12 protein-coding genes and 2 pseudogenes are annotated in these 24,115 nt (G+C 45.8%); all 14 read right to left on the bottom strand.

Annotated elements, in window-relative coordinates; genetic code table 11:
- The 14 genes and pseudogenes from MHH79_RS09845 to ppsD all read right to left on the bottom strand — a co-directional run bounded on the left by MHH79_RS09845 (window position 1) and on the right by ppsD (window position 24,097).
- Entirely contained in the window at window positions 1-783 is a 783-nt protein-coding gene (locus MHH79_RS09845) for an enoyl-CoA hydratase (protein ID WP_340035118.1), read from the bottom strand.
- Window positions 784-803: 20 nt separating this feature from the next.
- Complete coding sequence (gene ldeG / locus MHH79_RS09850; RefSeq protein WP_015383785.1) at window positions 804-1,703, bottom strand: hydroxymethylglutaryl-CoA lyase; 900 nt, start codon at window positions 1,701-1,703, stop codon at window positions 804-806.
- Between the two features lie 14 nt (window positions 1,704-1,717).
- Window positions 1,718-1,939: an acetyl-CoA carboxylase biotin carboxyl carrier protein subunit gene (locus MHH79_RS09855; protein WP_063335424.1), complete on the bottom strand. Its 222-nt coding sequence runs from the start codon at window positions 1,937-1,939 to the stop codon at window positions 1,718-1,720.
- Between the two features lie 14 nt (window positions 1,940-1,953).
- Window positions 1,954-3,288, bottom strand: a complete 1,335-nt coding sequence (locus MHH79_RS09860) for an acetyl-CoA carboxylase biotin carboxylase subunit (RefSeq protein WP_340035119.1) — start codon at window positions 3,286-3,288, stop codon at window positions 1,954-1,956.
- 9 nt (window positions 3,289-3,297) lie between these two features.
- The gene (locus tag MHH79_RS09865) at window positions 3,298-4,947 is read right to left on the bottom strand and encodes an AMP-binding protein (protein ID WP_047182686.1); all 1,650 of its coding nucleotides are present in this window, start codon (window positions 4,945-4,947) and stop codon (window positions 3,298-3,300) included.
- A gap of 44 nt (window positions 4,948-4,991) precedes the next feature.
- Window positions 4,992-6,134, bottom strand: a complete 1,143-nt coding sequence (locus tag MHH79_RS09870) for an acyl-CoA dehydrogenase (RefSeq protein ID WP_015483292.1) — start codon at window positions 6,132-6,134, stop codon at window positions 4,992-4,994.
- Between the two features lie 51 nt (window positions 6,135-6,185).
- A complete protein-coding gene (locus MHH79_RS09875) occupies window positions 6,186-6,488 on the bottom strand; it encodes a DUF5367 family protein (RefSeq protein ID WP_046340239.1) in 303 nt (100 codons plus the stop codon).
- Window positions 6,478-6,549 (bottom strand): annotated as a pseudogene (locus MHH79_RS09880) (hypothetical protein); the annotation flags it as partial. The pseudogene MHH79_RS09880 and the gene MHH79_RS09875, both read right to left, overlap by 11 nt.
- A 44-nt stretch (window positions 6,550-6,593) precedes the next feature.
- Window positions 6,594-6,716, bottom strand: coding sequence for a hypothetical protein (locus tag MHH79_RS09885; protein ID WP_284675385.1), 123 nt, complete (start codon window positions 6,714-6,716; stop codon window positions 6,594-6,596).
- 341 nt (window positions 6,717-7,057) lie between these two features.
- A pseudogene (locus MHH79_RS09890) lies at window positions 7,058-7,162 on the bottom strand (alanine acetyltransferase); the annotation flags it as partial.
- A 108-nt stretch (window positions 7,163-7,270) separates the two neighbouring features.
- Entirely contained in the window at window positions 7,271-8,803 is a 1,533-nt protein-coding gene (locus tag MHH79_RS09895; RefSeq protein ID WP_309529561.1) for a glycoside hydrolase family 10 protein, read from the bottom strand.
- Window positions 8,804-8,938: 135 nt separating this feature from the next.
- Window positions 8,939-9,331 carry a DUF1360 domain-containing protein gene (locus tag MHH79_RS09900; protein ID WP_014479963.1) on the bottom strand — a complete coding sequence of 131 codons (393 nt, stop codon included), beginning with the start codon at window positions 9,329-9,331 and terminating at the stop codon, window positions 8,939-8,941.
- A gap of 107 nt (window positions 9,332-9,438) precedes the next feature.
- Window positions 9,439-13,278 (bottom strand): plipastatin non-ribosomal peptide synthetase PpsE, encoded by a 3,840-nt coding sequence (gene ppsE, locus MHH79_RS09905; RefSeq protein WP_340035120.1) that lies wholly within the window; start codon window positions 13,276-13,278, stop codon window positions 9,439-9,441.
- A 7-nt stretch (window positions 13,279-13,285) separates the two neighbouring features.
- Entirely contained in the window at window positions 13,286-24,097 is a 10,812-nt protein-coding gene (ppsD, locus tag MHH79_RS09910; RefSeq protein ID WP_340035121.1) for a plipastatin non-ribosomal peptide synthetase PpsD, read from the bottom strand.
- Window positions 24,098-24,115: the final 18 nt, after the last annotated feature.

Here is a 24,115-nt window from a genome sequence, read left to right on the forward strand (position 1 = left end):
TTATATTCCCTTGTATACGGCCCGTCTTTTTTCTTGAAAGGCCTGAAGCCCTTCTCTCCTGTCTTTTGTCGGGATGGTTTGTTCATACGCTTTGTGTTCAATCACAAGGCCTGTAGCGAGATCTGTCTCCAATCCTTTATTGATTGCAAATTTAGCCTGACGGACAGCGACCGGCCCGTTGGCAGAAATGGCTGCGGCCAGTTCCTCTGCTTTTGGCATAAGGTCACAAGGAGCCGTGACATGCTCTACAAGGCCTATTTCTTTTGCTTCGTGTGCGGTCACGCGTCTGCCTGTATAAATTAATTCTTTTGCTTTTCCTCTGCCAATCAGCCGGGGCAGCCTTTGGGTCCCTCCAGCGCCCGGGATAATAGCTAATCCTGTTTCCGGAAGTCCCAGCACAGCTGATTCAGCTGCGATTCGAAGGTCGCATGCCAATGTCAATTCTAGTCCGCCGCCTAATGCGCTTCCATTTATCGCAGCTATGACCGGCTGCGGCAAGGCATCAAGTAAAGCCGCCGTTCTTTGAATGAGAGATACACTTTCCAGAACCTGATCTTCTTTCAGTTTTATCCGTTCCTTCAGGTCTGCCCCTGCACAAAACGCTTTTTCACCGGTGCCTGTGAGGATGACGCAGCGGATGTTTGAGTTGAATTCAATTTCCTGAAGAATCATTTGCAGGTTTCTAAGCATTTCCGCTGAAAGAGCATTTGCTGCCTGAGGCCTGTTTAAGGTGATCAACGCAATATGTTCATTTTTAACAGTAAAAAGAATAGAGTCTCCCATTGTATGCGTCCTCCCTTTTATCAAGATGATTTAAAAACCTGTAAATTTCTGCTCGGCAGCGGTTTGCCCATTTTTTCTTCAATCCATTTGGCCGCAGATAGCAGTTTTTCGAGCTTTACATTTGTTTTGATATCCATCTGTTCAAGCATGTACACGATATCCTCAGTTGCGGCGTTTCCTGATGAACCTGGCGCATATGGGCATCCCCCAAGCCCGCCTGCCGAGCCGTCGAACACCGTGATGCCCATTTGGAGTGCTGTGACCATGTTGGCCAGAGCTGTTCCTCTCGTATCATGAAAATGCAGGGCAATTTGATTAGCCGGGAATCGTGCCAAAAGAGCTTCAAGTACAGTTTCCACTTGGGCGGGATTAGCCGCTCCAATCGTATCTCCAAGCGACAGTTCAGAAATTCCAAATTCAAATAGAGCTTCTGAAAGGCGAATGACTTGTTCAATGGGGACATCTTTTTCGTACGGACAGCCGAAAACAGTCGAGAGGTAGGCTCTTGTTGTGAGGTTTGCTTTTTGTGCGTCGTTGTTTACCTGTTTGAGTATATGAAGGGATTCAGAAGTGGATTTATTGATGTTTTTTCTGTTGTGCGTCTCGCTGGCGGACATAAAAACGCAAGCCTCGTTAATGCCTCCTTCAAGCGCATTCTCCAGTCCTCTTTGATTCGGGACAAGTGCCGCGTACGTTACCCCTTTTTCACGGTTGATGCCTTTTGCTACGTCGATAGCATCTCGAAGCGCCGGAATCCATTTCGGGTGAACGAAGGATGTGATTTCAATATACGACAGCCCTGTCCGGGAAAGCTGGTTGATCCAGGTTATTTTATCCTCTGTTGCGATCCATACGGGCTCGTTTTGTAAGCCGTCACGCGGGCCGACTTCTTTGATTGTCACTTTTTTAGGATATGACATGGTCTTCCTCCAAATTATTGAGTGGAATCGCTCAGTTCGAGCAGTACGTCTCCTTCATTTACAAAGTCGCCTTCATTTTTTTTGACTTCTTTTACGATTCCGCTTCTATCTGCAATGATCGGGATTTCCATTTTCATCGATTCCAAAATGGCTACCTCCTGGCCCTTTTCGATTTGGTCGCCGGCTTTGACGTGGACTTTCCACAGGTTTCCTGCCATTTGTATGCTAACCGTCATGACAACTGCCTCCTTTATAGGTGTTGTTTCAAAAAGTCAGTCGTGACATCCCCTTCTTTAAATGCCTTTGTTGCCGCAGCCTGTATGAGAAGCGGAAGATTTGTTTTGATTCCCTCTACACGATAGTCGCGGAGCGCTGTCTCTAGTTTTTCAATTGCTTCTGTTCTGTTTTGGCCTTTGACAATCATCTTAGCAATCATCGGGTCATAAAAAGGGGTAACGGTGCTGTCTTTTGCTACCGCACATTCGTGTCTGACTCCTTTTTGGTCAGGAAGTGAAAACGCAGTGATCGTACCTGGTGACGGGAAGAAGGTCTTGGGATCTTCCGCGTATATTCGAACCTCTATCGCATGCCCGTTCCGTTGGATGTCTTTTTGGGAGAATGTGAGTGTATGGCCCGCAGCAATCCGCAGCTGCTGCTCCACTAAGTCCAGGCCTGTTATTTCTTCAGTCACGGGGTGTTCAACTTGCAGTCTCGTATTCATTTCGAGGAAATAAAAATTTTGCTTCTGGTCAACTATAAATTCGATGGTGCCTGCGTTCGTATAGCCGATTGCCTTCGCTGCTTTTACCGCTGTTTGCCCGATCTTCATTCTTAGTTCATCGTCTACAAATGGAGACGGTGCTTCTTCAATGACTTTTTGGTGGCGCCTCTGAACAGAGCAATCACGTTCAAACAGATGTACTGTATGGCCGTGTTGATCGGCCAAAAGCTGAACCTCGATGTGACGCGCATGTTCAATAACTTTTTCTATATACATCGACCCGTCACCGAAAAAATCTGCTGCGCGCTTTTTGTTTCCCTCGTACGCTTTTTTTAATGCTTCTTCATTTTCAACACGCTGCATTCCGATGCCGCCTCCGCCCGCTGAAGCTTTCAGCATGACAGGATAGCCGATTTGACTTGCGGTGCGGAAGGCTGCCTCTATATCTCCGAGGGATTTAGAAACGCCCGGCACCACAGGGACACCTGCAGTCTCCATTGCTTTTCGTGCTTCAATTTTGCTGCCCATCTTTGCGATGATATCAGGGGAAGGTCCGATAAACACGATGTTTTCTTGCTTGCAGCGTTCAGCGAATCGGCTGTTTTCTGATAACAATCCATATCCAGGGTGGATCGCGTCGGCATTTGCTTTTTTCGCCGTCTTTATGATTCTCTCTATATTTAAATAACTTTCACTGACTCTCGATTCCCCGATCAAATAAGCTTCTGTAGCAGCTTTTGTATGGGGCGCGTCCTTGTCTGCTTCTGAATAAACCGCGACCGTTTTAATGCCGAGACGGCTGCATGTTCGGATAATTCTCATTGCAATTTCTCCGCGGTTGGCGATCAGTACTTTTGTAAACATGATTTCACCTCATTGACTTGATGATAGGTTGAACATTTCAATCGTTTTTTCTCGCAGTTTATATTTTTGAATTTTGCCTGAGGCCGTCATCGGATAGTCATCCGTAAAAATAACATAACGCGGAATTTTGTGGCGGGCGATTTTCCCTTTGCAATAGGCTTTAAGCTCATCAGGTGAAACGCTTTTACCGTCTTTCAGTTTAATCCAGGCTGCAGCTTCCTCCCCGAATTTGGCGTCAGGCACACCAACGACCTGTACATCTAAAACAGCGGGATGCCGGTATAAAAATTCTTCAATTTCCCGCGGATAAATGTTCTCGCCGCCTCTGATGAGCATATCTTTTAATCTTCCAGTGATGCGGCAGTACCCGTCTTCATCCATGACAGCAAGATCTCCGGTAAACAGCCATCCGTCATGATTGATTGCTTTTCTGGTCGCTTCTTTGTCTTTATAATAGCCTTTCATGACGTGATAGCCGCGGGTGCACAGTTCTCCCTGCGCGCCTCTTTGAACTTCTTGACATGTCCCGGGTTCTACAATTTTCACTTCAGTATGTGGCAGGGCGCGGCCGGTTGTTTCGACTCTTCTTATGAAGGAATCATTTGCTCTCGTTTGTGTAATGACTGGCGAGGCTTCGGTTTGTCCATAGGCGATCGTAATGTCTTTCATGCCCACCCTTTCAATCACAGCTTTCATCACTTCACTTGGACAAGGAGAGCCGGCCATGATTCCTGTTCGGAGCGTCGATAGATCATATGCATCAAAATCCGGATGATGCAGCTCGGCGATAAACATGGTAGGCACACCATGGAGGGCTGTGCATTTCTCTTTTTCTACCGTTTTAAGGACGGTAACAGGATCAAATTCTTGCACGGGTATCATGGCTGCCCCGACGGATACACATGCCAAAACCCCAAGCACGCATCCAAAGCAGTGAAAAAACGGAACCGGGATGCACATGCGGTCTTGAGAAGTTAAAACCATACATTCAGCGATATTGGCAGCGTTATTGATGACATTAAAATGGGTCAGCATCACGCCTTTTGGAAACCCTGTCGTTCCTGATGTGTATTGCATATTAATCACATCGTCTTTATCCAGGCTGTTCATTCTCTCTTCAAGCTCAGCATCTGTCACTGTTTTCGCCAATATCTCTGTATCGTCCCAATGATACATGCCAGGCAACCGTTTATTGCCAATATAGATCAGCGTTTTTAAAAAGGGATAGCGTTCTGATTTCAGTTGGCCGGGCTTTGCTTCTTGCAGTTCTGGAATTAAACTGCTCACGATGTCTGGATAAGAAGTGCCCCTGTATGAATCCATGATAATAAGCGCGGAGGCATCCGATTGCTTTAACAAGTAGTCCAGCTCGTGTGCTTGATAATTGGTATTGACGGTCACGAGCACGGCTCCGATCTTCGCAGTTGCGAACTGGACGGCAAGCCATTCAGGGATATTAGAAGCCCATATGGCGACGTGGTCTCCTTTTCCAATCCCCATTCGCATGAGCCCTTTAGCGGTTTGACGGCACAGACTGTCAAATTCGGCGTACGTATAGCGGATATTTCGGTCTGGATACACAACAGCGTCTCGATCGGGATACGTATCAGCTGTTTGTTCCAGCAGCCTGCCGATTGTGGAATGGATGAGTTCAGCCATTCATTGCTCCTCCTTTCTTAATGATCGGAAAGCGTTTACATTTTTTATTTTAAAAGCTGTCTGGCGATCACGAGACGCTGAATTTCAGATGTGCCTTCACCGATTTCCATTAATTTTGCGTCCCGCAGCATCCGTTCCACCCCATACTCTTTCATATAACCTGAACCTCCATGGATTTGAATGGCTTGATTGCAAGCTCTTGTCGCCATTTCAGATGCGAATAGCTTGGCGTACGCCGCTTCTTTGGTGAACGGGTGGTTATGGTCTTTCAGCCAGGCGGCTTTTAACACCATTTGCCGTGCCAGATCAATTTCCATCGCCATGTCAGCAAGCTTAAATTGAATCGCTTGAAAGGAAGAAATCGGCTGTCCAAACTGCTTTCGTTCTTTCGCATATGCCAATGATGCGTCAAGGGCCGCTTGGGCAATGCCGACTGCAAGAGCAGCGATGGAGATTCGCCCTCCGTCCAGCGTATATAGAAACTGTTTAAACCCTTTTGTTGGATCGCCAAGTAAGTTGGCCGCAGGCACTCTTACATCCTCAAGCAAAATTTCCGCTGTATTCGAACCGCGGACGCCCATTTTATCGTACGGGCTCGTAATCGTAAGTCCTGGTGTGTCAGTTGGCACGATTAATGCGGAGATGATGTTTTTTCCGTCTTTGTTTTTGCCTGTTACGGCGGTTACAATAACTGTGCGTGCGTAGCTTGCATTAGTGATCCAGCACTTTTCGCCGTTGATTACATACTCGTCACCATTTGAAATCGCTTTTGTTTGAGTGCCTCCTGCATCTGAGCCGGCATTTGGTTCCGTCAGGCCGAATGATCCGAGTGCTGTGCCTGAAGCCAGCGGCGTCAAATGCATCCGTTTTTGTTCTTCTGTTCCGAAGTAGTAAAGAGGGCTTGCGCCTAGCGAGACCGCTGCAGCATAGCTTAATCCAGTACTGCCGCAGGCCTTGCCGACTTCTTCAACCGCTAAGGCATATGAAATCGTATCACCGCCAGATCCGCCGTATTCTTCTGGAAATGGAATACCCATCAGACCGAGTTCACCCATTTTTTCAAATGTTTGCATCGGGAACTCGCCTGTTTGATCTACATGTTCAGCGTGAGGAGCAATTTCTTTTTTCGCAAAATCTTTTACCATTTCACGCACCATTTGTTGTTCTTTTGTCAGCTCAAAATTCACATCGTTTCCTCCTTCACATCTTTGTAACATCCTATTAGGCGAGTTCTATAATCATTCCCTGACAAGAAAAGTCTGAAAATTAAAACTGAATCCGTAGGCGCATACCATCCATATCGCAAACACAATAACTTGGCCCTTTGATAAAGCCGGGAGGATGAGGGGATGATTCCAAAGGGAAATCGTATCCATCAATAAACCGACCGCTGATCCCCATATACCTAGCTTGATCACCGCGAACTGTGATTGATCGAGTTTTTGATAGAGAAAGAACACAAGGCATAAAACAAGAGCGGTGCCCGCTCCCAAGAGAAGAAAGTTCGGCAAAAAGGCTTCTTCAGCCGGATCAGTCAACACAGCATCTCCAAACAGCACAAAAAATAATGTGGCAACTAACCAGACTAGAAATGAAAACGTAAGGACAAGTCTTAATTGAGTAAACATGTTCGATCTCCTTTCGTGTTACATCATGTTTTCAGTCAGCTTCACCAGCAACCATTCAAGCTCCTGATAAACATCTTCCGTTGAAAAATCATCAGAGACGAGAGACTGGATGGCAAGCCCGTCAATTAAAGCATTCAGCATGATCCCCCATGTTGTTAAGGAAATACCGCCAATTGGAGATGTTGCCCCACAATTGAGTGAGTTCTTCTGTCAGATATTGATTTTCGGATTGTAACAGATGACTTAGCTGCTCTTTGATCCGTTCATTTTGAAATCCTGTAACGGTCAGCTTCTAAATTAGTTAGTTCAATAACTAACTCTTGCAATTACAATAATATGGAATGGTCAAGAATGCCGTAGATTCCTAAATCGACAACGCCTTTGCCAGACCAATATTGCCCGATGGCGCCAATCATTTTATGTACTATCTTTATGTTATGTTTTGGGATGATCCCGCAGTAATCGAATACTTTGCGATTATCATATATCGAAAACACGTCCTGTACGTGTTTCTCTTCGATTTTATTTAGTACTAGTTTCTCAGATTCCAATAATGGAAAATGTCCAAACACCGCCTCCATATTCATGTGAATCTCACCTTTGTTTTTTAAAAAATTCAGCGGTTTACCATCGTTTCCTGTCTCCAAAATCACTTTTTAAAAAAAGACGACTTAGAAAGCCGTCCTTCTCATTTCTTATTTTGTTGTTCGTTTGGAAGCCTTGCTTTCGTTATGAAGCCGGTCTGCTGAAGTGACATAATACGTATATTTCTTGTTAGGATCTGCCGTGTTATCTAAGAAGGTTTGCTGCTCATGTGTTTTTCTTTGTGTTGCCAGCAATGTTTTCTGCTTTTTCCCTTCGGCTCTGTATATCGCATAATAGGCTGTTTCTTTCGTTTTTTGATTTGATGGGTGATCTTTAATCTGCAGAAGATTGCCGTTTTTGTCTTCGGTGACTTTCGTAAGCTTCGGTTTTTTTGGGGCGGTATTGTCAAGCCAAGGCATTTGCGGAACCAGTGCCGGCTTGCTGTAAAGATCGGTGCTGAGCCTGTCTTTGATGCCAAGCGGATTTTTGTTGAGGTCCTTGAGGCTGAAATGCATGCTTCCTTTCACCAGTTCAAGCTGGCGGTTCAAAGTGATTTGCCGCACATATTCCTCAGGGTCAGACCAAGGCGGATCAAAATTGTTATTGATTTTATATGCTGCCTGGCCAATATATAAGTGAACAGGCCTATTTTTGACTTCATTGCTCCACCAATCAGCCAGCACGTCGTAAGCCGCTGCGTTAAAGCCGATACTCCAATAAATTTGCGGAGCAATATAATCGATGTCGCCTTCTTGGATCCAATGTCTTGTGTCTGCATATAGATCGTCATAATTTCTGACGCCTGCTTTTGTATTCGATCCGGTCGGGTCATCTTCGGCGTTTCTCCATACTCCAAAGGGACTGATGCCGAATTTGACATACGGTTTTGCAGCTTTAATTGTTTGGTTGATTTGTTTGACAAGCTGGTTCACATTGTCCCGCCGCCAGTCATCGATATTAGAAAAAGCGTCTTTTCCGTATTGATCGTACTGTGCTTGATCAGGAAATTCCTGTCCTGCTATTTTATAAGGGTAAAAATAATCATCCATATGAACAGCATCGATATCATAATGTTTTACGACTTCTTCAATGCCTTTGACGATAAAATCTCTCGTTTCTGGAATGCCTGGATGATAATACAGCTGGTTTCCATAGGCGGCAACCCAATCTGGATGTTTTCTTGCCGGGTGATCCTCAGACAATTTATTAAGATCTGTATGATTCATTGTAATACGGTAAGGATTAAACCACGCGTGAAATTCCAAATTTCGTTTATGGGTTTCTTCAATCATAAATGCAAGAGGATCATAGCCCGGGTCCTTCCCTTGGACACCGGTTAAGTATTCCGACCAAGGCCCGTAGGCTGACGGATAAAAGGCATCAGCCGTCGGTTTAATCTGAACGATAACGGCATTCATTCCCATTTTTTGCACATCGTTCAGCAGTTTGATATACTCCTGTTTTTGCTCTTTCACAGATAACCCTTTTTTGGACGGCCAATCAATATTTAATACGGAAGCAATCCATACGGCTCTCAGCTCCCTGTCAGACTGCGCATTGGCCATAAACGGAACGGAAATGACAAACGTTCCGATGATCAAGCTGACAAGGAAACGGACAATCGACTTTTGGCAAACCTTCATTCTGTTTCTTCTCCCCCATTACATCACTTTCACTATTCGCTATTACGGTATTCCCGGGCTATAAAAGGGTGATTAACAGAATGTCTATCTCACTAAATAAACGAAAAAAGTCCTAAAGCATGTTGTGAACCGCTTTTAGGACTTTTTATCATTAATCATGGTTTGCAGACTTTTTAACACGTCAATAAGTTTTACGCCGACACCGACAGCCGTTTCAAGGATCGCTTGTGCTCCGGCAATAGCTAAAATAAAGATCAGCGGTATTGCAATACGAGGCAAAAAAAGATAGCCAAGTCCGATCAAGATGGCACACCAAACACCGGCACACCAGTAGCAATTGAGCATGTATCCAAAGTTAGAAGCCGGCACGCTTTTTTCATCTACATGCCCGTTTTGATCAACAATCCTTTTCTTTTTCATAAAAGGTTTTCGGATAAATTCTGTGATTTTGTCGAATACAATCAAATGTGTCAGCCTGTAACTGGCTAGAATCAGCATGATAAACGTAAGAAAAGATAGATGATCCATGACAAGCCTCCAAGAAAAAGGATGATGTTATCATTCCCTAGTGTCATCGATCCATTCTTTGATACAAAAAGAAGCGGACAGAGAATGCCTCTGTCCGCGAATCTGTTCTATTGTTTGTGCGGGATTGCTTTATTTGAAGTGATCTTTTCTAAAATGTCAAGGATGATGTCAGCATTCTTTTCAGCATATGTTCCTTCCAGCATGTCTTTATGAGCGCCAAAACCCGTGTACTCGCTGTAGTTTCCACAGGCGCCTTCCCATTTCGTTAAGCCTGTATTCTCGCTGGTTTCGGGGTGGATTCCAGCTTCGATGAAATGAATGCTTGCTTTGATGTGCCCTTCATTCAGCAATTGTGCCCAATATGCCTGATAGTTTCTTTTTTTCTTCATCACCTTTTCTCTGACTGCTTCAGGCAGATATGCTGCAGATTCGTCATTACCGGTATCGATAGGCAAAGACTGTTCCTTTAGATAAGCGTCCACGATAATGAAGTCGCTGACTTCCAATCCTTTGCGCTCCATAGCCTGTGCCACTTCAAAAGCCAGGTTTCCGCCTGCAGAGTAGCCTAATAAAACGTATGGGCCCTCAGGCTGTATGTCCGTCATGCAATTAACATATTGTTCAATGCGGGTGTTTTGTTCAATAAAGTGAAACCCGTATACGGCTGCCTTCTCATTCAGTAATAAAGCAAGGTCTTTAAAATAAATGCCAAATCCTGATATCGGCGGGAAGCAGAAAAGATTTTGCGCGCCGTGCTGGTTCAGTTTGATCACATGCTGTTCATCTGCCACTGTCAGCTGTTTAGAATAAAGTTTTTCGGCAAGCTGAGCGATTGTCGGATGTTCGAACAAGAAATCAATCGGTATGTCAATGTTCTGCTGATGTTTTAGTGTATGTATGACTTGCAGTGCTTTTAGTGAATGTCCGCCAATAGCAAAGAAGTCATCATCAATACTGATTGTGTTAACACCGAGGACTTGCTTCCAAATGTTCGCCAATTCTTCTTCAACCAAGTTTCTTGGCAATATGATGTTCTGTCGTTTGGCAGGCTTATTTTCTGGAATAGGCAGCGCGCTGCGGTCTATTTTTCCGTTTCCGGTAAGCGGCATCCGCTCCACACGCACCCAGTGCTGCGGGATCATATAGTCTGGAAGCACACGCGCCAAATCGGCGCGAAAATCCGTATCTGTTTTTTTGTGATCACCGACGTAATGAGTGTACAGCTGCGCCTCTCCATCTTTTTCTCTCAATGTCACTGCTGCTTCCTGCACGCCTTCCATTTCTAACAGGCGCGCTTCTATTTCGGCAGGCTCAATTCGTTTTCCGCGGATTTTCATTTGCCTGTCAATTCTGCTGATGTATTCTAAGTTTCCATCAGGCAGCCAGCGTGCCAAATCACCGGTACGGTATATTCTTTCTCCAGACAAGAAAGGATGAGGAGAAAAAACAGCATTTGTCAGGTCATCTCTGTTCAAATAGCCTTTAGCGACCCCATCACCGCCAACACAAAGCTCGCCGGGAACGCCTATTGGCAAAAGACGTCCTTTTGTACCTAAGATGTAAGCGGTGCTATTGCTGATTGGTTTTCCAATCGGAATCGGCCCCGCATAGTCTCTCTTCATTTCAAAAAAGGTTGAAAAAGTCGTGTTTTCCGTAGGCCCGTAAATATTATGAAGCGCGAGATCTGGACAGGCGTGTCTGACGGCATTCATCAGGGCAGGAGAGAGTGCTTCTCCTCCGACATATAACGTATGGAGTCCGCGAAACATGTCAGCTCGTACCTGTGCCAGCTGATTAAAAAGAGCTGTAGTTAAAAATAGCACTGTGATGTCATTTTCAAACAAATACGCTCCAAACCGATCAGGTGTCAGCATTGTCGATTTATCAATGATATGAAGGCTTGCGCCATTTAAAAGTGACCCGAACATTTCAAAGGTGACGGCGTCAAAGCTGATAGATCCAGTAAGAATAAACCGGTCATCACCGGACGCAGACGTGTAATTGCTGTTTCTGACAAGGGACACGACATTGCGATTCGTGATCATGACCCCTTTCGGCCGGCCTGTTGATCCTGAGGTATACATGATGTATGCAAGATCGTCCGGGCTGGAGGTGATATTGATTGGGATATCGTTCTCTTCTGTCAATGCCTGCGCATCTGAAATGATACATGTCCCTGAGAACACAGCATTTTGCTCCAGCCCCTTTTGAACAATCAACATTTTTGCTTGCGTTTCCTCAAGCATAAAGCTGACTCGTTCAGGAGGAAGCTCCGCATCAAGCGGGAGGTATGCTCCCCCTGCTTTTAAAACGGCAAGCACACTGATCATGAATTCGGGAGAATGTGCAGCCAATATTCCGGCTGTCTCGTTTTGCCGAAATCCCTTTTGAATTAACTCTCTGGCGAGCGCATTAGAGCGTTTATCAAGCTCTTTATACGAAATAGACATATTGCCATACACAAGTGCGGTATGGTCTGGCGTCTTTTCTGCTTGTTCGCGAAATAAATCGATAATTGTATGATTCTTTGGATACTCCGTTTTTGTATTGTTGAACTGTGTGACAATCTGCACTTTTTCTGTTGCATCAAGAAAAGAAAAATCAGCAATTGGCATATGAGGGTGCTGTGCCGCTGTGCTAAGCGCTTGCGTAAATTGCCTCTTGATACAGCTGATCCAGGCAGCATCGTAAACGAACGCATTATAGCTGAACTTGACGACAAGCTCTTCGCCGGGAGCAACGACAAGATTAAAGTTATATCCTGATTGCTCGGATACTTGAACTTGATCGATTTGCAGCGGTGAATCGGTTTGATCAGCGGAATCGGCGATTTTCTGCTGTAACGGATAGTTTTCAAAGACGATAATGTGATCAATCAGTTCCTGTTTTAATGCGGTGTTTGCCTGAATATCAAATAAAGGCTGGCAGGTAAACGGCTCAGCTTCCAGCATTTCTTTCTGGCATCGTATGAGCAGTTCTTGAAACGTTTCGTCTTGATGTGTTTTAATTCGAATCGGTATGGTATTGATAAACAACCCTATCATTTGCTCCACGCCCGGGATTTCTGACGGTCTTCCTGATACAACTGCGCCAAACACAACGTCGTTAGTGCGGTTATATTGCTGCAGCATCACACCCCAGACCGCCTGAATAAGGGTAGCGAGCGTGACGCCGTGTTGTTTGGCAGTCTCTTTCAGCTTGTCTGTCAGTGGTTTATTTAATGAAAATATCAAATCTTCACGGTGATAACCTTCTTTTGTTTCTTTATCAGACACACGAGGCAGAGGTGATGGAGTGCTGTAGTTTTTTAAATAGGTATCCCAGTAGGCCGCTGCTTTTTCTTTGTCTCGGTTTGTCAGCCAGGAAATATAGGTGCTGTACGGACGGACAGGGTCTAATGAAAGCGGTTTTCCTGCATGAATCGATTGATAAATTTGCATAAATTCCTGCATAACAATACCTAGGCACCATCCGTCCATTAAAATATGATGGTGACTCCAGATACAGACATGCTCCTCTTCAGCTGTTTTGAATAGAGAAATCCGCATCAGCATGTCTTTTTGCAGATCAAAGCCTTTTTGCTTGTCCTTCTCCTTAAAGCGTTCAATATACTCATTCTGGTCGTTTGTTGGCAGATGAGAAATGTCTTCGCTGTACAAATGGAATTCACGTTCTGTCATCACGACTTGCCGAGGTCCCGACAAATGCGGGACGTGCGGCAAAAACACGGTTCTGAAAATATCATGGCGGTCGATAATGGCTTGAATGCTGCGCTGGAACCAGTCATAGCTGAGGCTTCCTTTAATGGTGAAGAGCGACTGCTCAACATACGCCCCCTCCTCTTTACGGAGGAAGGAATGAAACAGCATCCCCTCCTGCATGTGACTCAGAGGATAAATGTTCTTGATTTTTTTAATGTTATCCATAGTGTCTGCACCTTTCTTCACGGATTCATTAGTGAAAACTGAGCATATCAGCGATCTCTTGCAGCGCGTCCTCGGTCAGTTCTTGATCATCATAATCGCTGATCGTCTTTTCTGTTTCGCTTTTGTTCTGGCAGTGTTCGATCAGCTGTAATAAAAATTGACGGCATGTTTCGCTAAGCTGTTCGATGGTTTTGCGCTGAAAGCGGGCATTGTCATAAGTCATATTGACAGTCAATTTTCCTTCTGCAGCGATTGCGCTGATATCCAGCGACTGTTCACGGTTCCATGTTGTGCTGATATCACCTCCGGAACCCAACGGAGAGAATGAGAAGGCGTCCTCCTCAGGTACTTCAGCTGTGCGGCCGCTTTCAAATTGACCAAGATAATTGAAGCTGATTTCTGGTACCCCTATGAAATCGATGTCTTTTTTGCCAGGCGGCGTCAAATATTTAATGACACCGTAGCCGAATCCTTTGTCAGGTACACGTCTCAGTGTATCTTTTGTTGTTTTTAGCACATGAACCATGTATTCTTCCGAGTCTGGCAAGTCTGCGTTCAGTTTAATCAATAACGGATAAATGGCGGTAAACCATCCAACCGTCCGGCTCACATCTATTCCTTCTAATACATCCTCTCGCCCGTGGCCCTCTAATGATAGTTTGAAGGCGGATTGATTGGTCCAATGGCGCAGCGCAAGAATGACAGAAGCGAGCAGCATGTCCTGCGTATCAGTGTTATATGCACTGTTGGCGTCTTTTAAGAGTGCTGCTGTCTCTATATCGTTTAAGGTAAACGAAATTGTGGACCGTTGTCCCTCGTGTGCTCTAGTTCCATCGATTTGATCAAAAGGCAATGCCTCTGTTTGATACTCTTCGGCTTCGCGCCAATACTTGAGCTGTTTCATTAGCTGCTGGCTTTCAGCGTAGTCAGAGAGCTTTTTCGCGTACGCTTTAAACGAGCTTGTTTTAGGCGGCAGTTTGATATCCTCCCCGCCAGCAGCTTGGCGATACCCTAAAGCCAAATCTTCAAGCAGAACCCGCCATGAGATGCCGTCAACGACGAGGTGATGAGCCGATAAAAATAAGAAATCACCGTCAATTGTGTGGAAAAGACCGGCTTGCAGCAGCGGACCATTCTTCAAATCCATTTTCTGCTGAATATCAAGTACATGGCGTTTGATAATAGGCTCATACGCTCTATTGCCATCATTGCCGTCCGGAGCTGATAAATCAATCATCTGAAGGCCGTACAACGCGTCGTCCGAATGACTGAGCGGCCGATTATATTGATCCCACTTTCCTTGTTCATTCTGTGTAAACACCATTCGCAGCGCATCATGATGACACGTTATTGCTTTTAACGTTTTTCGCAGTGCGTCTTCTTGTACAGAGGTGCTTCGATGCAGCATTACGGACTGATTAAAATGGTGTTTTTCTTTTATATCTTGAGAAAGAAACCATTTTTGAACAGGCGACCATTGTACATCTCCCTCAACCGCAGCTTGGCTGGAACTTGTATCTGAATCACGGATATAAGCTGCCAATTCTTGAATGGTCGGATGGCTAAACAAATCTTTCACTGCCATTTGCTTGCCTATCCGGTGAAGCCGCGCAGATACCTGTAACGCTTTGATCGAATCTCCGCCAAGCTCAAAGAACGAATCAGCTGTTCCGATCTTTTCTGTCCCCAGTACTTCTTTCCATATATCTGCCAGTATTTGTTCCATTTTGCTGGCTGGCGGGAGGAATGGACGTTCACCTTCGTGGTTGTATACAGGTTTTGGAAGTGCTCCGCGATCCAGCTTGCCATTTGGTGACAATGGAAGTGAGTCCAGTTTTTCAATAAACGCAGGGTGCATAAACACCGGCAGCTTGTTTTGTAATTCTGAGCGTACAGCACTTGTGCTCAACTCTGGTTTTGTCACCACATAAGCACTTAATTCGGTTTGTCCTGACGCTGTTACATGAGCAACTACTGCGGCGTCTTTTACACCATTTATACACCGGATGACCGATTCAATTTCTTTCGTTTCTACACGGTATCCTCTGATTTTGACTTGATCATCGATTCTTCCGAGATATTCGAGTGTTCCGTCGGCCATCCATCTGGCGGCGTCTCCTGTTCGGTACATTCGTGTTTCGGGTTTAAATGGATTCTGCGTGAATGCTCTCTCTGTCAGTTCTGGAAGATTGACGTACCCTCTTGCAAGCCCTGTTCCTGCTATACAAAGCTCTCCCGCAACACCGATTGGCTGAAGCTGATGATTGCTATTTAAAATCAGCACTTGAGTCCCGTCAATCGGCTGGCCGATGCTTACGTATGCCTGCTTTTCCATATGTCTCATGACGGTAGTCGCCACGCTGTTTTCTGTCGGTCCATATTCGTTGGCGAGTTCGGTATGCGGACATATAGCTAAGCTGCGGTCGATCAATTCGCGGTCAGCCGCTTCTCCCGCCAGTGTGACGACTCTAAGTGTCTTTACATCTTCCGGCTGCACTACGTCCAAAAGCGCTCGATATAAAACAGGCACAATAATCATATGTGTAATCCGTTGACGAGACAGCTGAGCCTTAATGGCCAGAATATCCTTCGCTTCCTCTTCATGAAGCAAAACAGCTTTTGCACCTGACAAAAGCGGTGTAAACATACTAGTTAAAAAGCCGTCAAATGAGAAAGAAAAGAGCTGCAGGATGGTATCTGTCTCGTTGAATGCATAAGCGTTTCGCCGCCACTGAAGAGTGTTGGCAATACCTTTATGCTCGACCATTACCCCTTTTGGACGGCCCGTCGTTCCAGAGGTATAAATGATATAAGCCAAATGATGGGCAGACGACATTTGCGGCAGCGGCGATTTGTCGTCTGCCTCTACGCTTTCTATCGTCAAGATCTCTCCTTCAAAGTCAGCAAGTACTCCCCGATCCGCTTCATTTATTGTCATCAGCAGTTTCGTTCCGCTGTCGCTGAGGATATAGCGTTTCCGTTCTGTCGGGTATTCAGGATCAATTGGAACGTAACAGCCTCCGGCTTTCCACACACCAAGTATGGATGCTATCATACTGAACGAACGATGCATCATGATGCCTACTGGTGTGTCCGGCTTAACACCCCGGCTGCGCAATGCACGTGCGATTCCATTGGACCACTCGTCCAACTCTTGATACGTCAGTGTTTTGTCTCCGCTGACAAGTGCAGAAGCTTTTGGTGTTCGTGCGGCTTGCTGCTCAAACAATTGACTGATTGTTTGAACTCCGTATTGATTCGCTTGCCCGGTATTAAACTCATTAAGCAGCTGGTGCCGCTCTTCTTGGGTCAGGATGTCGATATGGTTGAGTGTCACCTCCGGGTTTTTACCGATGATGCTAAGTACATTTGTTAAATGCGATGCCCAGCGTTCAATGGTGGTTTTCTCGAACAATGCGGTTGAATATTCAAAAAGGAAATGAATGTTTCCGTCGCCCTCAGATGCCTGTAGTGTCAAATCGAATTTAGAAACGAGATGAGAAACTTGTGCTGGCTTCATTTGCAAATCATGAAGATGCAATGGCTCGTAATCATTATTTTGAACAACTAACATCGCATCAAACACTGGGTTCCGGCTCATATCCCGTGTCAATTCAAGCTTATCGACAAGCTCTTCGAACGGGTAATCCTGGTGCTCAAAGGCTTCCAATGCTGTCTCACGCACTTCCTGCAAATACTGTACGAATGGCTTCCCGCCCTCCGGGCGCGTCCGAAGCCCCAGCGTGTTCACAAACATGCCGAGTATCGGCTCAAGATCCTTGTGCGGCCGGCCGGCAATTGGCGAGCCAACGATGATATCTTCCTGTCCGCTTAAGCGTGACAAGAACGCGATGTAAGCCGCAAGGAGCACCATGTACAGTGTGCTTCCGTTTTCTCGTGCCAGCTTGTGAAGGCCTGATGTAACCTCTTGATCCAGCGTAAATGAGACCTTGTCACCCGCGAAGCTTCGCACCGGCGGGCGGGCATGATCAGCGGGAAGATCCAGCACAGGCAGCTCGCCCTCGAGCTGCTTTAGCCAGTACGCCTCCTGCGTTTTGTACGCGTCTCCTGTTTTGAATCCTTCTTGCCATACGGCATAATCTTTATATTGAATGCGCAGCGCCGGAAGATTCCGGTTGTTGTACAGCTCGCCGAATTCCCGAATCAGAATGTTGACGGAAACACCGTCTGAAATGATGTGATGCATATCAACCAGCAACAGGTGCCGCTCATCTGATACCTTTACGATTTGGGCACGGAACAGCGGCGCTTGGCTGAGGTCAAACGGTTTGATAAATGCGGCTGCGGCCTCCTGTTCGGTTCGTTCGCCGAGAACTGTAGTCTGTAACGTAAACGGCACCTCGTCATGGATGCGCTGCACCGGATCGCCTCCTGCGTCCTGTTCGAAGGCGGTCCGAAGCGACTCGTGGCGCTTGATCAGCTCTTTGAAAGCTCTGTCCATCCTTTCAGGGTTGAGCTTCCCTTCGAGCTCTAACACAGCCGGCATATTGTAGCCTGTCCCTCCGTCCTCCAGCTGCTGAAGGACATAAATCCGCTTTTGGGCAGAGGAAACCGGATAGGTTTCCTGTTTTTCAGCGGGCTTAATCGCTTCATATGGACTGTCCGTTCCTTCACGGATAACGGTAGCCAGTCCTTCTACTGTCGGATGGGCAAACACATCTTTTAGCGGCACCTGTACATCGAATTCTTTGGCAATCCGTGAGACAAGCGCCGTTGCTTTTAAGGAATGTCCCCCGCGGTCAAAAAAGTTGTCGTGAATCCCGACAGGGCCATTTTTCAGCACGTCCTCCCACAGCTGAGAAAGCTTCATCTCAGTCACGTTTCTCGGCGCCGTGTAGGTCTCCGCATCTGCCGCTCCGTCAGGAGCTGGCAGGGCGTTTCGGTCGAGCTTTCCGCTTGGTGTAACCGGCCACTGTTCCATTTCTATCATATAGGCTGGGACCATGTAGCCCGGCAACAGTCTCTCAAGCTGCGCTCGGACTTCGTTTCTTTGGAGCCCTTCTACATAAGCGCATAATTCCGGCTCCCCGCTGTCTGTCCGTACGGTAACGGCCGCCTCTCTTACACCTTCTATACTTCTTAGTGCCGCTTCAATTTCTCCCGGCTCAATCCGGTAGCCGCGGATTTTCACCTGATCATCCGTGCGGCCAAGGAATTCAACATTCCCGTCAGGGAGCCAGCGCGCCACGTCTCCTGTTTTGTACATGCGTTCCCCCGGATAAAACGGATCTTCAAGAAAACGCTCCTCCGTTAATGCCGGCCGATTCAAATAACCTCTGGCAACACCCGCTCCGGCAATGTACAGTTCGCCGATACATCCAGCAGGCAGCATCTGCTGATTCTGATTCAGGATATATAATCTGACATGATGAACAGGTTTTCCAATTGGAATCCGTTCAAGTTTTTCATGCGGCGGACAATCAAAGAATGCAACTTCAACGGTTGCTTCCGTTGGCCCATAGGAATTGGTTATTGAAACATTTGGAAGCAACTCGTAAAATCGGGAGACAAGATGGGTCCCCAGCTGTTCTCCCCCAGAAAACACTCGCTTGAGCCTGTTTGTCTTAATCGGTACAGAGCGATATTTTATATGTTCTAAAAATGCATGGAGCATTGAAGGCACAAAATGCATAGCTGTGATCTTTTGTTCTTCTATGGCCTTCACGATCACTTCAGGTTCTTTTTCGCCTCCCTGAGGAAGCAGATAAACAGAAGCTCCGGCATAAGGCCACCAAAACAGCTCCCATATTGAAGCATCGAATGAATAGGATGTTTTGTGCATAATCATATCTGAATGCTTTAGCTGATAGCGGGACTGTAGGGAATTCAAAAAATTCACCGCTGATCGATGTTCAATTTCAACACCCTTAGGCATCCCGGTAGAGCCGGATGTATAGATGACATAGGCTAAAGATTGCGGAAGAACGTTCACATTCGGATTGGACAAACGATATGCCAGTCCGCTATTTGTCTGATTGAGATAGACAATCTCTCCTGTAAATGCCGGAATATGAAGGCTGGCAGACTGAAGGAGGAGAATGTTTGTACCGCTGTCCTCCAGCAGAAAGCTGATTCGTTCTTCCGGATAATCCGGGTCAATGGGCAGATAAGCGCCGCCAGCTTTAAGAATGCCATAAATGCCGATCAGCATTTCAGGCGAACGCCGGCCTATAATGGCAACAGTCGTTTCAGATTTTACTCCTCGTCCGATCAGCTCCCAGGCGATACGGTTAGCCTGTTCGTTCAATTCTTTATAGGTCATCGCTCCATCTTCAAAGATAACGGCCGTCTGATCAGGCGTTTTTGCTGCCTGCTGTTCGAATGCATAGTAGAGAGTTTGATTCATTGAATAGCCCGTCTCCTCAAACGGATGGCATGATTCAATGAAATCTCTCTCTTCTTCTTTTGTTAAGATTGGAATATCGTCCAATTCTGTTTCAGGGCTGGCAGCTGTATGTTCCATAAGCGTGGTGAAAAGGCTGGCCCACCTTTGGATGGTTTCTTTCTCAAACAAAGCTGTACTGTATTCAAACTGACAGAAAAGCTCGGAATCATGCTCTGTAACGTATAGGGAAATATCAAATTTTGATATTGGGTGCTCCAAGTCGTTCCACTGAAGCTGTACATCATTCATTTTTAGCTTTTGCTGTTCCATATTCTGAAGGACTAGCGTTGTGTCAAACAAAGGATTCCGGCTCATTTCCCGCTGCACACCGAGTTTGTCCACAAGCTCTTCAAACGGGTAATCCTGATGCTCATACGCTTCTAGTGCCGTCTGTCTGACTTCTTTCAGAAATTCCTCAAATGTCTTATTACCCGCCGGGCGTGTGCGGAGAGCCAATGTATTGACGAACATCCCAAGAACAGCTTCAAGGTCGGCATGGGGCCGTCCGGCGATAGGTGAACCAATCACGATATCATCCTGACCGCTTAACCGAGACAAAAAGGCTGAATACAAAGCGAGAAGCGTCATATAAAGCGTGCTTCTGTTTTTATGGGCGAGCCGCTTTATGCGGGCCGTGATCTCTTTGTCCAATTGAAAGGTTACTTTTCCGCCTATGAATTGCCGTTCTGCCGGACGTCGTTTATCTGTTGGAAGCTCTAGTATAGGAAGGTCCCCGCTAAACTGCTGCTGCCAGTAAGTCTCCTGCTTTTGGTACGAGTCTCCCTTTTTAAATTTCTGCTGCCATACGGCGTAATCTTTATATTGGATCCGCAATGGCTTAAGCTGCCGGTTTGCATAAAGATCGGTAAATTCTCGGATTAGGAGCTGAACGGATACGCCATCTGAAATGATATGGTGCATATCCACCAGCAATACATGCTTCTCGTTTGACACTTCTATAAGGCCTGCTCTAAATAATGGCGCCTGGCTAAGATCAAAGGGACGGACAAATCCCTCGATAGTGGTCTCTTTACTTAACGTAAACGGCACTTCGGTGTGGATACGCTGAACCGGCTCGTCATCAGCTCCGGATACAAAGGAAGTTCGAAGCGGCTCATGCCGATTGATCAGTTCTTTACATACAGCAGACAGTTTGGCGACATCCAGTGCACCTTCCAGTTCTAAGACCGCAGGCATGTTATAGGCGACACCCTCATCAAGCTGTTGAAGCACATAGATTCGTTTTTGGGCCGAAGATACAGGATATGTATCCCTTTTTTCTGCTGGTTCAATTGCTGCATACGGATTTTGTTCTGCCTCTCGAATGATTGAAGCTAATCCTTCAACAGTTGGATGGGCAAAGATGTCCTTAAGCGAAACTTGCACATGGAATTCCTTTGCGATCCGTGACATAAGCACTGTTGCTTTTAACGAGTGGCCGCCATTGTCAAAAAAGTTGTCTTGGATGCCTATATGTCCATTCTTTAGCACATCTTCAAATAGTTGCGAAAGCTTTGCCTCTAACAGATTTCGAGGGGCAGTATATGGGTTTCCGCTGATTGAAGCATCTGGCCCCGGAAGTGCTGCGCGATCTACTTTTCCGTTTGGGGTAAGAGGTATGCTGTCAACCCATATCCATTTCGCCGGAATCATGTATTCTGGGAGCTCACTAGCCATATAACTGCGTAAATCTATTGCATTCAGCTTTTGTACACTGCAATAGTAAGCGCATAATTCATGTTCACCGTTTTGATCTTGCCAGATGAGAATGGCAGCCTCACTAATGTCCGGATGATTCATTAACGTGACTTCGATTTCTTGCGGCTCGATTCGATAACCTCTGATTTTCACTTGATTGTCTGCCCGTCCGATATATTCGATGTTGCCGTCTTCAAGCCGTTTGGCCAAATCACCTGTACGGTACATGATCACACCAGGCCTGAATGGGTCGGATGAAAATTTGTCGCTTGTCAGTTTATCGTGATTGACATATCCTCTGGCAACACTTGCGCCGGAAATATAGAGTTCGCCTGGTACGCCGCATGGCTGAAGCTGTTTTTGATGATTCAAAATATATAGATCAGTACAGCCTATCGGTTTACCGATTGGCGGAAGCTCAGGAATAGGGTCTCCAGGATGAATGGTATACGTAGATACCACATGAGTTTCTGAAGGTCCGTAATGATTGTGCAGGTGTATGCCGCGTTCACGCAATACATCTTGGAAAAGGTCTGAAATCATTAATTGTTCCCCGGCTGCGATCAGGTGTTTGACGCCATCAGGAAACGAGTTCGCTAGTTCACGCTCGCTGAAAATCATTTTGATAAAAGCAGTTGGGAGAAACACAATATTCGTCTGATGCTTGTTTATAAATGCAAACAGCTGAGGCACATCTCTTTTTATGGCTTCTGGCACGATGTGGAGTGTGCCGCCTTTCAGAAGCGCAGAAAATATTTCTTGATAGCAGACGTCAAAGGCAGGTGTCGCAAATTGCAGAACATCTGCTTCAAAGTCAATTCCAGAGTGAGTATATTCGAACTTCAGCAAGTTAGCCATGTTTCGATGCTCAAATTGAACACCCTTTGGTTTACCTGTTGTGCCTGATGTATAAATCATATACAGCAGATCGTCAGCATTGTTGACTGACTTTATGTTACTACCGTCTACTTTGCTTTCGATATCTTCTGGATGAGTGATAATGTAATTGTCTTCTAACGATGAGGAAAGATGCGCTTGTGAAACAACATGCGAACAGCCGCAATCATGCAGAATATAACGGATTCTGTCAGCCGGGTAATGCGGATCAACCGGAACAATGGCGCCGCCTGCCTTTAAGATTCCAAGAACGCCGGTGATAAACGCCGCAGAGCGATCCATCATAATCGCAACGGGTTCCTGTCTCACAACGCCTTTCATTCGTAAATGCCGTGCCAATCTGTTAGCCGATTTATTCAGTTCTTTGTATGTTAACGAGCAGAATTGATCCTTTACAGCATGAGCATCTGGTGTCTTTTCCACCTGTTTTTCAAACATGGCATGGATGGTTTCGTAAACTGGTGTTCGATCTGTGATTTCTCCAATCAGCTGCCGCTTTTCAGTATCTGTCGTGATATCGATTTCTTCAGGTGGAAGATTCGGATTATTTAAGATTTGTGATACAGCATTCAGAAGATGCTCTTTGACAGAAAGCACAAAAGACCGATCGTGCTGCTCCGCATCATAGTTCATTTTGATATGAATTTCTTCCCCTGGCGCCACCATAAGATAAAAGCTGTAGTTGGTTTCATCTGCGACAGTGAAATTATGAATCTGAAAAAGATCAGAAGCATGTTCCTGTTTGTTCAGCATTTGAATCTCTTGCTGCACCGGATAGTTTTCAAATACGAGAATATGATCAATCAGCCCTTGCTTAACAGCTGAGCGGGATTGAATCTCATATAAAGGGTGGTAGCTGTACGCTTCAGCGGCAAGACGGTCTTTTTGCATATCTTTTAGAAGTTGAAGAAATGGCGTTTTTGCTCCCTGCACCCGAACCGGCATCGTATTAATGAAAAGACCTACCATATGTTCAATGCCTTCGATTTCCGCAGGCCTTCCTGAAATGACAGAACCGAATACAGCGTCATCGTTATTATTATATTTTTGTAGCAGAATGCCCCAAATGGTATGAAAAATCGTACTGAGTGTCACTTCTTCTCTAGCAGCAAGCTCTGAAAGCCTGCTGCTTTCTTCCTTAGAGAATGAAAATGTAACGTGTTCCTGCCTGCTTTTTCCCTTTGTTTTTTTCTGCTTCGGGAGCACGGTTTGCTGTTCGTGGCCGGAAAGATAATGGTCCCAATAAGAAACTGCCTGCTCTTTGTCTTGCTCCATCAGCCATTTGATATACTTTCCGTATGGCTGGACCGGCTCCAATGTTATAGGGGATGCATTTACATAAGATGCGTAAATATGCAGAAACTCCTTTAGCACAATGCTGAGGCACCAACCGTCCATCATGATATGATGAAAGGTCCAAATGCAAGAGTACTGGCTCTCTCCTGTTTGAATCAGAGCGATGCGCATGAGTACATCCTTTTGCAAATGAAACCCCCGGTCCCGGTCCTTTTCTTTCCATTGCTCGATAAACTGTGATTGCTCCGCCTCGTTTAAATGAGTAATGTCTTCTTCCAGTACGATGACATTTCGTTCTTTCAGAACAACCTGCTGGGGGGAGGAAACATTTTGGCTGATAAAAATCGTTCTGAAAATATCATGTCTTTCTACAAGAGCGTTGATGCTGTTTTGAAAAAACTGCAGGTTGACTTTCCCTTCTATTGTAAAAGAAGCTTGCTCAACATACGCCTGTGAATCTTTTTGCAGGAGGGAATGGAAAAGCATCCCTTCCTGCATGTAAGACAGCGGATAAATATCCTGAATTGAATTCGCTTTTGTCATGTTCATGTCTCCCTGTCA

Source organism: Bacillus sp. FSL K6-0993 (assembly GCF_037977205.1).
GTDB lineage: Bacteria > Bacillota > Bacilli > Bacillales > Bacillaceae > Bacillus > Bacillus subtilis.